This window comes from Bacteroides sp. CAG:189 (genome assembly GCF_000432295.1).
GTDB lineage: Bacteria > Bacteroidota > Bacteroidia > Bacteroidales > Bacteroidaceae > Bacteroides > Bacteroides salyersiae.
Window position 1 is genome coordinate 113611 of sequence record NZ_HF991053.1, and the last position, 14951, is coordinate 128561.

The window sequence follows — 14951 nt, forward strand, 5'->3', positions numbered from 1 at the left end:
GAGTTGATAACCGCTCGAACGATTAACTTCACCAGTGTTGTGATTGGTGATGAAGTTCTATCACGGGCCGGTGGTACTTCCATTGATGTGATTTCAATGCGTACCGAATTGGATGATGCGTTTACAGTGTTTAACCTCAGAGAAGATACTCGTTCATGGGAAGAATTCGGAAAGGCGGATGAGGTTCTCTTTTATGCCCATTACCCGCGTTTGCCGGAAGATGTATCCGGTGCGGAGACTCGTGTATTGAAAGGAGGAACGGATGATTATTTGTTCGGGCAGGCGAAAGCGGTCAACGGTCAGCAGCAGGTATGTCTTCAGTTTAAACGCGTGATGGTCCCTTTGGCAGTAGAAGTTCTTGAGGAGGATGGCAATCCTTATCCGGGCAGTATTGAGGTCGGTGCTTTGTTAAAGAATAAAGGTGTTCAGAACTTGAAAGATGGTTCTGTTACTACTCTTGACGAAAAGGAATATACTAAATTTGAATGTGTAGCGAATAGCACGACAAGAGGTGTAAAAGCGATTATTGCTATTAACCTTCTGCCACAAAAAATTGAAAAAGGAACTCCTTTTCAAGTGCAGTTGAGTGACGGTAGGGCTTATACTGCTACAGTAGCCGAAACCGTACTGTTGAAATCAGGAGAAAATTATAAGGCGGTTGTGAAAGGTGACAAGGTGACCATTACAATCTTTGATGGATCTATTCCCTTATAAGTGTTAGGTTAACGTGAGTTATATCGAGCTCACGTTAGATTAATGAAATCGTGTTAATGAAATCATATGATAAAGATAAAGCCCTCTTTGTATAAACAAGATACAGAGAGGGCTTATATTATATGGAGAGCGTACGGATTACTCAATCGGTTTATTCAAGTGTTATCCGTTTGACACTTATTCTCTCATTCAAAAAAGTAGATGCGGATTCGGTGAATTTTTCTTCTGCTTCTGTCGTATAAAACGTGCATTCTCCGCCTTCTGTGCATTTGACTGCCATTTCCGGATGGCGATAAAGGTAATCTTTCAGGCTTGCAGCAACATATTCGCCTTGAGAAACGACCTTGATATTGCTGGGTACAAACTGCCTTATTTTAGGTAGTAATAACGGATAGTGTGTGCATCCTAATATGATCGCATCGATCAGAGGATCTTTTTCTAACAGAATGTCCGTGTACTTTTTAATAAAATAATCGGCTCCGGGGTCGTTGGCTTCATTGTTTTCTACCAATGACACCCACATCGGGCAAGCTTCTCCACTGACATGAATGTCCGGAAATAATTTATGTATCTCCAGAGGATATGACTCTGATTTGATGGTACCCGCCGTGGCAAATACCCCTACGTGGCGGTTGTGAGTCATGTCGCCTATACATTCTACTGTAGGGCGGATCACTCCGAGCACTCTCCGTTGGGGATCTATATCCGGTAAATCATTCATTTGTATAGTACGCAGTGCTTTTGCCGAAGCTGTGTTGCATGCCAGAATTACCAGATGACATCCCATTTCAAATAATTTATTTACAGCTTGGAGGGTAAATTCATAAACAATCTCAAAGGAACGTGTGCCATAAGGGGCACGGGCGTTGTCTCCCAAATAGATGTAATCATATTGAGGCAGGGCTTCCCTGATTTTACTTAAAATGGTCAGTCCGCCATAACCCGAATCGAATACTCCGATAGGGCCGGGGGCTTGTGAGAGGTTTGGTTTCATGATGATGGAAAAGTTACGAGCTACAAGCTACAAGTTACAAATGGCATTTTAAGTCGAAATTGCCGGTAACTTGTTGCTTGTAGCTCGCTTTGTCTGTTATTTGTTGCTTATAAAAAACTTAAGCTGTCGTTCTTTTATTTAATTCCGAGCTGAGTTTTTACTTTAGTGGTAAGATCGATACTTTGAGCACCGATATAAGGTATTTGCGTACGCGCAAGGTCGAAAACATAGATAACACCTTCTGCTTCACCTACAGCTTTGATCGCATTGTCTAACTTCTGATATACAGGAGCCATTTTCTCTTGCTGTGCTTTTTGCATTCCCTGTTGTGCTTCCTGCTGGAATTGTTCTTGTCTTTCAGCCATATCCTGCAATTCTTTCTGTCTTCTTTCTGCAATGTTTTGCGGTAGAGAATCTTTTGCTATTGCTTGCTGGAATTCCTGATATTTTTTTGTGAATTCTGCTTGAGTCCGTTGAATTTCATCTGTGTAGTTTTTTTCCAAAGCCTGCAATTCCGAAATGGCTTTTGTATATTCGGGCATTGTAGGAATAATATCAGTCGAATTCATGTGACCGAACTTAAGTGTTGATTGTGCAAATACACCCATCGGGAGTACTAACATAATTAATAGTGCAATTTTCTTTAGCATAGTTTTATTATTTATTTTAATGATTACTTTCCGGTTATCGCTTGCAAATGTATGAAATTAATTTGAATATCCTAACTTTGCCAGCACTTCATTACTTATATCAATGCGCGGAGATGCAAAAATGATACTTGCTGCTGATGCTCTGTCTACTACAACAGAGTAACTTTTCTGTTCCGCCAGTTCTTTTACAGCGTTGTATATTTCATCCTGAATAGGCTTCATCAAACTTTCTCTTTTCTTGAAGAGTTCGCCTTCCGGACCGAAATATTTACGTTTCAACTCTGCAGCTTCTTTCTCCTTTGCTACAATCTCTTCTTCTTTCTTGGTCTTTTGTTCTTCAGAAAGAAATACTGTTTCCGATTGATAATTCTTATACAGTGTTTGAGCCTCTTTGGCAAGCGTTTCTACTTCACTTTGCCATTTCTTGGAGGATTGGTTCAACTGTTCGTTAGCACGCTCGTAAGCGGGAATATTCTTTAGGATATATTCCATATCAATCAGAGCAAATTTCTGTGCGCTGGCTGTCAGACTGACAGCAAACAGCATCATGATAAATAGAACAGACTTTCTCATAATGTTTAGTTTTTTTAATGAAACAATTAGAATTCTTGACCCAGTACGAAGTGGAAATGACTACCACCGGCACTGCTGCTACCGAATACTTTATCGAAACCGTAAGCCCAGTCGATACCCATCATACCAATCATCGGAAGGAAGATACGTACACCGACACCGGCAGAACGTTTCAAGTCGAACGGATTGAATTTATTGATATCGTTCCATGCATTACCGGCTTCTAAGAAACCTAACACATAAATGTTAGTACTTGTTTCCAGCATTAACGGATATCTTAATTCGATGCCCAAACGGGTGTATGCATAACCTTCGCTACCGTAAGGTGTCAACGAACTGTTTTCGTATCCACGTAATGCAATACTTTCCGTAGCATAGCTCGAGTATCCCGTCATACCGTCGCCACCTACATCAAATGTTTCGAATGGAGACTTCTTGTATTTATTGTAGTGTCCCAATAAACCGAATTCAACACGACTCATCAGTACCAAAGATTTAGGATGAGTGGTATAGTCCATCAAAGCTGTATAAGTTTTTGCTTTGAATTTCCATTTATGGTACTCAATCCAATTGTATAGCTTGTTTCTATTGTCTTGAGTAATGCTACCATTGGAATTATAGTATCCTTTGTAATCTCTTCCGTCAAACAGAGAATACGGTGGTGTAATCTGTGCCGACAATGAGAATTCGGAGCCTTGGCGCGGGAACAACGGATTGTCTATAGAACTACGGGCCAATGTCAGGTTCAGACTAATGTTGTTGCATTTACCGTCTGTAACAGGGAAATACTGCCAGTCTTTCAATATATAACGTTGGTATGCCAATTCTGCTGAAAGCGTAAAATAGTCATCCGGCCATTTTAGACGTTTACCCCAACCGATTGAAAGTCCCCACATCTGGATCGATTTGTCAGGGTCATAGTAGTTCTCGTAGTTGTTGTAGTTTCCGTAGTTGTACATGCCATATCCGCCATAACCACTATAAATACTGTTGTAATAGTTATTATAATAGCTATCGTTGTAATAGCGGCTACTGATATCGGTTTGTCTGGAGTAGAAAGCCGAAACTGAGAATGAGTTCGGACGTTTGCCTCCAAACCACGGATCGAAGAATGAGATACTGTATGATTGATAGTATCTTGCATTGGTTTGCCCGCTGACGGTCAATGTCTGGCCGTCACCTTGCGGAAGTATACCGCGATAGTTATCTCCCGGGTGTAGCAGATTGGCCAGTGAGAAGTTGGTAAACTTCAAACTCAATTTACCGATTACACCTGTCTGTCCCCAACCTGCGGAGAATTCAACCTGGTCATTGGCTTTGGATACCAGATTGTAGGCGATATCAACCGTACCGTTCATCGGGTCCGGTTGAATATCCGGTTGGATATTTTCCGGGTCGAAATGTCCCATTTGCTGGATTTCACGCATAGAACGCATGAGGTCGTCACGACTGAACAGTTGCCCGGGACGGGTACGAAGTTCACGGCGAACTACATTTTCATACAAACGGTCGTTACCGTTGATCTTGATTTTATTGATAGTGGCTTGTCTGCCTTCGTAAATTCTCATTTCAAGGTCGATAGAATCTCCATCGATATTGATTTCAACCGGGTCGAGGTTATAGAACAGGTAGCCGTTGTTATAGTATAAGTTACCGATAGCATCCTCATCCGTAGAAAGGCGTTCATTCAATAATTTCTGATTATAGACATCTCCCTTTTTCATGCGGAGAAGGTAATTCAGTTGTTCGGAAGGATATAAAGTGTTACCTACCCATGTTACATTACGAAGATAGTACTTGTCTCCTTCTTCTATTTCGATATATACATTGACGGTCTTTTCATCGTAAGGTGATACACTGTCCACAACGATCACCGCATCACGGTAACCTAATTCATTATACTTATCGATAATCAACTGTTTGTCTTCTTCGTATTTTTCATTGATGAATTTCTTGGTACGGAACAGGTTTTTCAGTTTACCTTTTTCATTTGTTTTCTTCATTACGCGTTTCAGCTTGGACGTTTTGATGGCCTTGTTGCCGACGATCGTAATTTCATGCACTTTTACCTTTTCTTTTTTATCAATATTTACATCGACAATGACTTGGTTTTCATTGGAAACATCGTCTTTTTGTGAGATAATGATTTCTGCATTTTTGAAACCTTTGTCGTCAAAATAACGTTTAATAAGGGTTTTTGCACGATCTACCAAGTTCGGGGTAATCTGGCTGCCTTTTACCAATCCCAAACGTGTTTCCAAATCCTGCCTTTCTGACTTTTTAACACCATGATAACGTATTTCCGAAATACGCGGGCGTTGGGTCAGACTGATTTTTAACCAAATTTTGTTACCTTCTATCTTTTCGGCTGTAATCTGTACATTCGAGAATAGTCCATGACGCCAATAACGCTTGATAGCACTTGTTATTTCATCGCCCGGCACTGAGATCGTTTGTCCTACCGATAATCCGGACAGCCCGATGAGTACATAGTCCTCGTAGTTTTTAACACCTTCGACCTTTATATCGGCTATTTCATATTTTTTGGGTGTTCCTGAATATAAAATAACAGGCTTTGAAGATTCGTCTGTGTTAGCATCTTGTGCCCTGCCTGCCAATACAAACCCAAACAGGCAGATAAACGTTACGAATATGAAGGAAATACGATAATGCATTTATGTTATAATTATAAGTTTTGAGTTAACTGATTTGTTCACTGGTTTTGCCGAAGCGACGTTCCCGTTTCTGATAATCACAGATGGCTTTTCTCAATTCTTCTTCCCTGAAATCGGGCCAGAAAGTGTCACAGAAATAGAGTTCGGAATAAGCACACTGCCATAAAAGATAGTTGCTTAACCGTATCTCACCTCCTGTTCGGATCAACAAATCCGGATTGGGCATAAAATGAGTGGTCAGATGTGATTCTATGCAGTCGCAGGTAATTTCTTCGGGAGTAATTTCTCCTTTTTGTACCCGTATTGCAATTTGTTTGGCTGCTTCTGTTATTTCCCATCGTGAAGAATAGCTGAGTGCTAATACCAGACACATACCGGTGTTGTGCGAAGTGTGTTCTACACAAGTATTCAGGCGTGTCAATACATTCTCCGGCAACTTTTCTATATCACCTATAATACGAAAGCTGATGTTATTCTTCATAAAGGTCTCTTCTTCGATGGAATCGAAAAGAAGACTCATCAACGCTGCCACTTCATCGGACGGACGATTCCAATTTTCTGTAGAGAAAGTATATAATGTCAGATACTTGATGCCCATTCGGGCTGCTTCTTCTGCAATGACATGCACCGTTTCCGCACCGGTCTGATGTCCAAAACTGCGTTCACGTCCGCGCTGTTTGGCCCATCTTCCGTTACCATCCATGATAATTGCTACATGTTGAGGTATCCGGCTAAAATCTATTTGCTCTGTATAGGACATCTTTTTAGTTGTTACATTCTTTACATCTGGAAAAAAGGTCATATGTCACAAAAAAGACGGTATATGAATAACTGTCTTTGTTCTTCCATCCCTGACTTTTAATCCGATACGGATCATTCAATTGCAGTCCTTCTTTATTGGTGACATCTAATTTATCACTTAAGCTGAACCGCATGGTAAACTCGCAACCGATATTGATGCGGTGGGCTATTTTATATTTCACTCCCACCCCTATCGGAAAGTTTACTGTAAATACTCCTTCTGCCGGTGCCGGTGCGAAGGTAAATCCCATTCCCCCTAATATATAAGGAGTAAAACGATGCCCTCCGTTATATCCTATTCCGGTACCGTATGCCAGAAAGTTATATTCAAATTGTGCCCCGAGGTCGAAGAGTGTACGTTTAAAACCAACTTCTCCGTTGTCGGGGTATTTGTTTTTAAAATTTTTCGTGTTGCCGGATATTCTTCCTGCCATTAAATTGGTTTTTATGGACATTCGTGGATTCATGATAAACCTGGCCATAAATCCTCCGGCTACTCCTATATTTTTGAATGGGGTGGTGTAATTGGCATCACCCATGTAAAAACTGCCTCCTAATCCGCCCCCCAATTCCATTCTATATTCTTCGTCATCCTGCGCATGCAGACTGAAAAGCGGTAAAGTGAGCATCCATATACATGATATCAGCGTTCTTTTGATAAATGCCATAATCGTTTTATTACTTGGTTATTCCATTAATAGAACGGCTGATTAACTTTAAAATTGTATATAGGCTACTGTCTGTCAAAGCCTAACCGGTTTAAACGTCCCCGCCAAACTTCATTGGGCTGACTTCGCATTATCCAGATAAAATTATTTTTATCCACTACCATTGAATAATCAGATTCCCAACCTCGGAAACCTCCGGTGGCAGAAGATTCTGAGGCAGCCTGCTCCGGGAACATGAACATACTTTCTACTGCATTCCATACAATGCCGTTTACAGACTTGTAGAAAGTCTTGAAATCTTTTCCGAAAATATAGAATGCATCTCCGTAGTACATGATAGACGGATCTTGTAGCATGGGACAAGTATAGGACGATTCGGTTGAAAGGGCCGCCCATTCCTGGCCTTCCATATATCCCCACGCTATAGTTGCCGTATCGTTTTCCGTCGGCTCAACGATATTACCTACGACCATTATATTAGGTACGCCGATTGCATTGTTGAAAGTCGTTGCCGAGATATTGTTGCGTGGGAAATTTTGAGGGACAATTCCTTCTACTTTCCATTCACTACCATCGGTCGTGAAGAACCTTTCCACATCCTCGGTTTCGTTCTTTTCGTTTGTTTCTTTAAGGGTTTTAATTCCTGTAAGAATATTGCTGATCGGTGCGATAAGTGTGACCACATCTTCGCCGAATGCCGGAGCATCTGTCCAACTTTTACCGTCACTTGAACTATAAACTTTACTGTAACCGTTTACTGTAGCATACAGCATTTCTTTAAAGGTGACTATTGAAGTGAGGTCTGTTGATGGCAATCCACTGATCGGGCTCTCGGCCCAATGCTTTCCATCGGACAATGCGGTGGAGTACACAGCAGTTGCTTCCGGTGAATAAACCAATATGTTATTATCAAAAATGATTGCTTTTTGTTTGCCGGTAATTGCGGGTGCAAAAGGCTGGGCTATCGGACCGTCGCCCCAGTTCAGGGAATCCGGCTGCTGTTGATGTACACGCACAGAGAGGGAGTATTCTTTCTTGTGTTCTAAATCGGGGGCGTATACTCTGAATTTGAAAGGTTTTCCAGATGTTCCGTCCGGAAGTATTTCCATTGTATTGACTAAATTGACAGAATCTTCTATGTTGAAAAGCGAGTCTTTACCGGCAGCGTCTACCGCAACGACATATCCTGCCGTCGAAAGTGTTTTGATTAGGATTCTGTCGATAATGGTATCTGAACCAACTGGCAATGAATCTTGATTGTATATTCTTCCTGAAAGCTGATCTATCGTGAAAGCATAATTCACTCCCAATATATTGTCGAGTTCAAATGCCTGCACTAACGCATTTGGGCTATATTCGATTGGATCGTCGTCGCCAAGGCAGGAACTCATGGCAAATGATACAAATAAGAAACTCACAATTACTGATAAAAACTTAATTCTCATTTTGAACGATTGTGTTTATTTACAAGTTGCAAAAATAGGAACATTTTTTCCGATATTGAACATTGTGGAGAAGTTTTATATAAAATTATAGATAATCACAGGCTTTTTATCGATGGAAACCCCTCTATATAGGGTTGTTTAACCTGCTTTTATTTGTGTAATGTGTTATTTCTACTCCAAAATGTTTTTCAGTGGAATAACTAATTTTATTTCTTATTTCAGGTGCTTTAACACCGGATTGCAGCCTGATTTCGGCTCTCTCAATAAATGCTTCATCCCATAATTCTGCATTGATGAACGACTGAAGCAATTGTGCTCCTCCTTCTACCAGCAGGGATTGTAATCCACGGTGATAAAGTTCTTCCATGATCTGCGGTAATAAGTCTTTTTGGTAATTTAAGGTGATATATTCTATATGCTTTTCTTGGGGGTGTATTAAGGATGTAAAAATAAGTGTTGGAATGTTGTCACTGAGAAGATGTAAAGTGGATGGCAGTGACAGATCTTTGTCCAATGCGATTCGTACCGGATTTTTGCCGTACCAATTTCGTACTGTTAATGACGGATTGTCTAACAACGCCGTTCGGCTTCCTACCATGATGGCGCCTGATTCACTTCTCTTTTTATGTACCAACATTGAGGTCAGTGAGGTAGAGAGCATTACCGGATGTCCCTCCGAGCGGTTGATGTCAATAAAGCCATCTGATGATTCGGCCCATTTTAATATAATGTAAGGACGCCGGAGGGTATTGAATGTGATAAAGCGTCGTATTAAGTCACGGCATTCTTTTTCGAGTACACCTACAATCACTTCTCTTCCTGCATTGCGCAGCTTCTGTATGCCTCGTCCGGCCACTTCTGAAAATGGATCCTGGCAACCGATGACGATACGTGGTATTTGCTTTTCGATAATCAGGTCAGCACAAGGGGGTGTTTTGCCATAATGAGAACAGGGCTCCAAGCTGACGTAGATGGTGGAATGTTTTAATAAGGTTTGATCTTTAACCGAGCGGATGGCATTAACTTCTGCGTGGGCTTGTCCGCAACGGATATGGTATCCTTCGCCGATGATGCGTCCATTGTGCACGATGACGGCTCCTACCATCGGATTAGGGGATACATTGCATAAACCGTTTCGTGCCAGTTCGATGCAACGCTGCATGTATTTTTCTTCTTCCATTTTTCCGTCTTTTATTAATAATATTTGTACTTTTGCACCCCAAAACAGATGAATTTATGAATCGGGTCTCGACTTACATCCGTCAATCGCTGTGTGATATTTATCCTCCTCAGGAACTTAAGAGCCTGACGATGATGATTTGGTGTGATCTGCTTGGCATGGATGCACTCGATATTTATTTGGGCAAAGATATTAATTTATCAGAAAGCAAACTGCATGAACTTGAAAACATTCTGCAACGTTTGCGGAAAAACGAGCCGGTACAATATATTCGTGGGTTTGCAAATTTTCTCAGCCGGCCTTTTTATGTTGCGCCCGGTGTGTTGATTCCACGTCCGGAAACTGAAGAACTGGTAGAGCTTATTATTAGTGAAAATCAGTTTGATACTCCTCGAATCTTAGACATCGGTACCGGAAGCGGATGTATCGCTGTTTCTTTATCTCTTGATATTCTGCATGCTCAGGTTACCGCTTGGGACGTTTCGGATGAAGCGCTCGATATAGCTCGTCGTAATAATGAAGCGTTGAATGCTACTGTGTCCTTTGAGAAAAGAAATGTGTTTGCTGATGTAGAACAGCAAAAAAAGTTTGATATTGTTGTCAGCAATCCACCGTATGTGACAGAGTCCGAGAAAAGGGCGATGGAATCGAATGTACTCGATTGGGAGCCGGGACTGGCTTTGTTTGTGCCGGATAATGATCCGTTGTGTTTTTATCGCCGGATTGCAGCTTTGGGGCGAAAACTTTTAAGCCCGGGTGGAAAACTCTATTTTGAAATAAATCGTCTGTATGGTGCACAGATCGTTTCTATGTTGGCTGATTTGGGGTATTGTAATCCCCGTGTGATAAAAGATATTTCTGGTAATGATAGAATAGTAACTGCATATAAATGAATACGATAACTGAAGATGAGGCGTTGAATCGTGTTGCCGCCTATTGTTCTGCTGCCGAACATTGCCGGGCAGAAGTGAGTGAGAAATTGCAAAAGTGGGGAATAGCTTACGAAGCGATAGAACGTATTCTTACCCGGCTTGAAGCAGAAAAGTATATTGATGATGAACGCTACTGCCGTGCATTTATAAATGATAAATATCGCTTTGCCAAATGGGGGAAAATGAAAATAGGACAAGGATTGTATATGAAAAAAATTCCCTCTGATGTAGCGTGGCGTTATCTGAATGAAATCGATCAGGAAGAATATCTTGCTGTTCTGCGTGATTTGCTTGCTTCTAAGCGGAAGAGTGTTCGTGGAAAAGATGAATACGAACTCAATGGGAAGTTGATCCGTTTTGCGATGAGTCGCGGCTTTGAAATGAAAGATATTAAGTGTTGTATAGAGGTTTCGGAGGAAGAAGCATGTGCTGATTAAAAAAAATAACGGGAATCTTCTTTCTCGTTTCGTTCTATTTCTGTATTTTTGCAATCTATAATTATCAAGTTAGTTTAGTTATGAAAAACTTAGAGAGATTATTTGCTGAGAAGTTACTGAAGATTAAAGCGATTAAGCTTCAACCGGCTAATCCTTTTACATGGGCTTCCGGATGGAAATCACCGTTTTACTGTGATAACCGTAAAACACTTTCTTATCCGTCTCTTCGTAATTTTGTGAAGATTGAAATTACACGTCTGATATTGGAACGATTCGGACAGGTGGATGCTATTGCAGGCGTTGCTACAGGAGCTATCCCTCAGGGGGCGTTGGTGGCCGATGCATTGAATCTTCCGTTCGTGTATGTTCGTTCTACCCCGAAAGATCATGGATTAGAGAACCTTATCGAAGGAGAGCTCCGACCCGGAATGAAAGTAGTGGTGGTAGAGGATTTGATATCTACCGGTGGTAGTAGTTTGAAAGCTGTAGAAGCGATTCGTCGTGACGGCTGTGAAGTGATCGGTATGGTAGCTGCCTATACGTATGGTTTCCCGGTAGCTGAGAAAGCATTTAAAGATGCTAAAGTACCTTTGGTTACGTTGACAAATTACGAAGCAGTGCTTGACGCAGCACTTCGTACCGGTTATATTGAAGATACGGATGTTGCAACTTTGAACGAATGGCGCAAAGACCCGGCACATTGGGACGCAGCAAAGTAATAAAAGATATTTGACTATATTTAATACGTAGATAAAGAAGAGCCATTCGGGCAGATATTGTTCGGATAGTTCTTTTTTTGTCTTTAATTTATTAAGAATAAAAATAAGATGACTAAATTTGAAAGTCCGGTAAAAGTAATACCTTTCAGTCAGGAACGTGTTTACGGGAAATTGTCGGATCTCAGTAATCTCGAAGCTATAAAAGATCGTTTGCCGGAAGACAAAGTGAAAGATATAAGCTTTGATTCGGACAGTCTTAGTTTCACCGTGTCTCCTGTGGGACAGTTGACGTTGAAGATAGTTGAGCGTGAACCTAATAAGTGCATTAAACTTGAAACGACTAATTCACCTCTTCCATTTAATATGTGGATTCAGCTTGTTGCAACTGGGGATGAAGAATGTAAACTGAAAGTGACTATTGGCATGGAATTGAATCCTTTTATGAAGGCAATGGTTCAGAAACCTCTTCAGGAAGGATTGGAGAAAATGGCGGATATGTTGGCGATGATTCAATATTAACCAAGCGGTAAGCGGCCAAATGGTGAATGATAGAGTAACCTTTTATTATTATTTCTGATAGAAATAGTCACAGTATCTATTACTTACTACTGGCTACTAACTACTAACTACTAAATATTATGGCACAGAAACTTTGGGAAAAATCAGTTCAGGTGAATAAAGAGATAGATCGCTTTACTGTCGGTCGTGACCGTGAAATGGATCTTTATCTTGCGAAGCATGATGTAATGGGATCTATGGCCCATATTACTATGCTCCAAAGTATCGGGTTATTGACGGAAGAAGAGCTTTCTCTGCTGTTGGCTGAATTAAAGAATATCTATGCAGAAGCAGAACGGGGAGAGTTTGTGATTGAAGATGGAGTAGAAGATGTGCATTCGCAGGTAGAGTTGATGCTGACCCGTCGATTGGGTGATGTGGGTAAAAAAATACATAGTGGTCGTTCGCGTAATGATCAGGTACTTCTTGATTTGAAGTTGTTCACTCGTACCCAATTGAAAGAGGTGGCTGAGGCGGTAGAGCAGTTGTTTCATGTGCTGATTCTTCAAAGTGAACGATATAAGAATGTATTGATGCCCGGATATACTCATTTGCAGATAGCGATGCCCTCATCTTTCGGATTGTGGTTTGGTGCTTATGCCGAAAGTTTGGTGGATGATATGTTCTTTTTGCAGGCTGCCTTCAAGATGTGTAACCGTAATCCGTTAGGGTCAGCTGCCGGTTATGGCTCCTCTTTTCCATTGGACCGTACGATGACGACTCGTTTGCTTGGTTTTGATTCTCTGAATTATAATGTGGTATATGCCCAGATGGGTCGTGGTAAAATGGAGCGTAATGTAGCTTTTGCACTTGCCACTATTGCCGGGACCATTTCTAAGCTTGCATTTGATGCTTGTATGTTCAATAGTCAGAACTTCGGTTTCGTGAAACTGCCTGATGATTGCACTACCGGTTCCAGTATTATGCCGCATAAGAAGAATCCGGATGTTTTTGAGCTGACGCGTGCTAAATGTAACAAATTGCAATCGCTTCCACAGCAGATCATGATGATAGCCAATAATCTGCCATCGGGATATTTTCGTGATTTGCAGATAATAAAAGAGGTATTCTTGCCTGCTTTTCAGGAATTGAAAGATTGTCTGCAGATGACGACTTATATTATGAATGAGATAAAAGTAAACGAACATATCTTGGATGATGATAAGTATCTGCTCATTTTTAGTGTAGAAGAGGTAAATCGTCTGGCGCGCGAAGGTATGCCTTTTCGTGATGCTTATAAGAAAGTAGGGCTTGATATTGAGGCCGGAAATTTCTCGCATAGTAAGCAAGTTCATCATACTCATGAGGGGAGTATCGGCAATCTTTGTAATGATGAAATCTCTGCCTTGATGCAAAAGGTGATAGAAGGGTTCAACTTCCGGGGAATGGAGGAAGCGGAGAAAAAAATATTGGAACGTTCATAAAAGTGGTATGCTCATGCGTAAATTGTTTTTGACTCTATTATTATTTATAAGTGTCGTTGCTTGTGATGATGCCTATAAATCCAGTATTCCGGATGTTGCATTTGAATTGAGGTACAATATTGCTGTTTTTCCATCAATAACACAGCCCGGTTATTTTGTTAAAGTTGAGAAGAATACGCATGGTATTCCAGTGGGATATGCCGGTATTATTCTTGGTAAGTCTGTATTCTCGGATTATGGAGATAATAATTATATTGCTTTTGATGCAGCTTGCCCTGTTGAAGCCAGTCGTAGCGTTTCCATTAATGTGCAGGAAGATGGTTTTGGAAATGCTGTCTGTCCGTCATGTGGAACGAAATATGCTTTAAGTTCGGGAGGAGTACCCGAAGGTGAGGGAACGGAATATTTAAAGCGTTATAATGTAACTGTTAATGGAAGTACATTGTTGGTTCGCAACTGATTTTTATTATAATGTACGCTTGATATAATATTGGAATAATCTTAATAGCCCGTCATTGACAAAGTTCGTGTCAATGGTGGGCTTTTTACTTTTATTATCAGTTGTATCTTATTGAGAAATATGATTTCAAAGAGTGTTTCCCCATATGGCCCTTATTTGCATATAGTCTCTTTCTTTGATATTTTTAAAGAATGTATCCTGTTTAAGTGGTTCACGGTCATTCACGAGTCAATGAAAAACAAGCAGATCGCTGGAATTTCATAGATGGAAAATTTACAAAAGGGCAATAAGAGGAGTGGTAAGGGTATGGGGATTTATGGCATAAATCACTCCGTTTGTATGCAAAGAATTATTCGTTTATTTATGTGATTTCATTGATTATGTTATTAATAAAGCAACTTGGTGAAGCAACTATTATTTGTTTGTTAAGATTAATAGTTATTTTAATCATATCTTGGACTTTGATTGGTGAATGACTTATGTCCGATTGATATTATGACAGGAAATATAGGGTGCTGTTTTTTTTGTATCATTACTAAATGTCTGGAAATATGAAAACAATGGTGGTCTGTTATAGGTGTAAATGTGTTGTTGTACAGTTGATTATGAGGTGAATAAGGGCTTTCAAGCTATAGATGGGATTGGACGCATCTTTGTATGGTGACTTTGTTTGTCTTTCTTTTCAAAACTTTCCTTTTAAAAAATTTGGCAGAAACAACAA

The 14951-nt window shown here is 40.6% G+C and carries 15 protein-coding genes; 7 read left to right on the forward strand and 8 right to left on the reverse strand.

The features are described from left to right. Window positions 1-714: fimbrillin family protein (locus tag QVP90_RS07470; protein ID WP_288204048.1), on the forward strand; the 714-nt coding region annotated here is incomplete at its 5' end. Window positions 715-865: 151 nt separating this feature from the next. Here the strand turns inward: QVP90_RS07470 and murI are convergent. The 8 genes from murI to ribD form a co-directional block, all read right to left on the reverse strand. Further along, complete coding sequence (gene murI / locus QVP90_RS07475; RefSeq protein WP_021936070.1) at window positions 866-1708, reverse strand: glutamate racemase; 843 nt, start codon at window positions 1706-1708, stop codon at window positions 866-868. Between the two features lie 134 nt (window positions 1709-1842). After that, a complete protein-coding gene (locus tag QVP90_RS07480) occupies window positions 1843-2358 on the reverse strand; it encodes an OmpH family outer membrane protein (protein ID WP_021936071.1) in 516 nt (171 codons plus the stop codon). Window positions 2359-2415: 57 nt separating this feature from the next. Continuing rightward, entirely contained in the window at window positions 2416-2931 is a 516-nt protein-coding gene (locus QVP90_RS07485; RefSeq protein ID WP_005926770.1) for an OmpH family outer membrane protein, read from the reverse strand. Window positions 2932-2957: 26 nt separating this feature from the next. Further along, window positions 2958-5606 carry a BamA/OMP85 family outer membrane protein gene (locus QVP90_RS07490; RefSeq protein WP_005926767.1) on the reverse strand — a complete coding sequence of 883 codons (2649 nt, stop codon included), beginning with the start codon at window positions 5604-5606 and terminating at the stop codon, window positions 2958-2960. A gap of 25 nt (window positions 5607-5631) precedes the next feature. Next, window positions 5632-6366: an isoprenyl transferase gene (locus QVP90_RS07495; RefSeq protein WP_005926764.1), complete on the reverse strand. Its 735-nt coding sequence runs from the start codon at window positions 6364-6366 to the stop codon at window positions 5632-5634. 4 nt (window positions 6367-6370) lie between these two features. Continuing rightward, window positions 6371-7075, reverse strand: a complete 705-nt coding sequence (locus QVP90_RS07500) for a DUF6089 family protein (protein ID WP_005926761.1) — start codon at window positions 7073-7075, stop codon at window positions 6371-6373. A gap of 65 nt (window positions 7076-7140) precedes the next feature. Beyond that, on the reverse strand, window positions 7141-8520 hold the full coding sequence (locus QVP90_RS07505) for a DUF6242 domain-containing protein (protein WP_005926758.1): 1380 nt from the start codon (window positions 8518-8520) through the stop codon (window positions 7141-7143). Between the two features lie 124 nt (window positions 8521-8644). Beyond that, complete coding sequence (gene ribD, locus QVP90_RS07510; protein ID WP_021936072.1) at window positions 8645-9700, reverse strand: bifunctional diaminohydroxyphosphoribosylaminopyrimidine deaminase/5-amino-6-(5-phosphoribosylamino)uracil reductase RibD; 1056 nt, start codon at window positions 9698-9700, stop codon at window positions 8645-8647. 56 nt (window positions 9701-9756) lie between these two features. Here ribD and prmC point away from each other — a divergent pair, with 56 nt between their 5' ends. The 6 genes from prmC to QVP90_RS07540 all read left to right on the forward strand — a co-directional run bounded on the left by prmC (window position 9757) and on the right by QVP90_RS07540 (window position 14230). Continuing rightward, window positions 9757-10593 (forward strand): peptide chain release factor N(5)-glutamine methyltransferase, encoded by an 837-nt coding sequence (prmC, locus tag QVP90_RS07515; protein WP_007479015.1) that lies wholly within the window; start codon window positions 9757-9759, stop codon window positions 10591-10593. Then, window positions 10590-11069 (forward strand): regulatory protein RecX, encoded by a 480-nt coding sequence (locus QVP90_RS07520; protein WP_005926750.1) that lies wholly within the window; start codon window positions 10590-10592, stop codon window positions 11067-11069. Before prmC ends, QVP90_RS07520 begins: the two co-directional genes overlap by 4 nt. A gap of 80 nt (window positions 11070-11149) precedes the next feature. Next, complete coding sequence (gene pyrE, locus QVP90_RS07525) at window positions 11150-11788, forward strand: orotate phosphoribosyltransferase (RefSeq protein ID WP_005926748.1); 639 nt, start codon at window positions 11150-11152, stop codon at window positions 11786-11788. A 108-nt stretch (window positions 11789-11896) separates the two neighbouring features. Continuing rightward, window positions 11897-12307 (forward strand): SRPBCC family protein, encoded by a 411-nt coding sequence (locus tag QVP90_RS07530; protein WP_005926745.1) that lies wholly within the window; start codon window positions 11897-11899, stop codon window positions 12305-12307. Window positions 12308-12426: 119 nt separating this feature from the next. Then, complete coding sequence (gene argH / locus QVP90_RS07535; protein WP_007479013.1) at window positions 12427-13770, forward strand: argininosuccinate lyase; 1344 nt, start codon at window positions 12427-12429, stop codon at window positions 13768-13770. Between the two features lie 13 nt (window positions 13771-13783). Then, the gene (locus tag QVP90_RS07540) at window positions 13784-14230 is read left to right on the forward strand and encodes a hypothetical protein (RefSeq protein ID WP_021936074.1); all 447 of its coding nucleotides are present in this window, start codon (window positions 13784-13786) and stop codon (window positions 14228-14230) included. Window positions 14231-14951 lie beyond the last annotated feature (721 nt).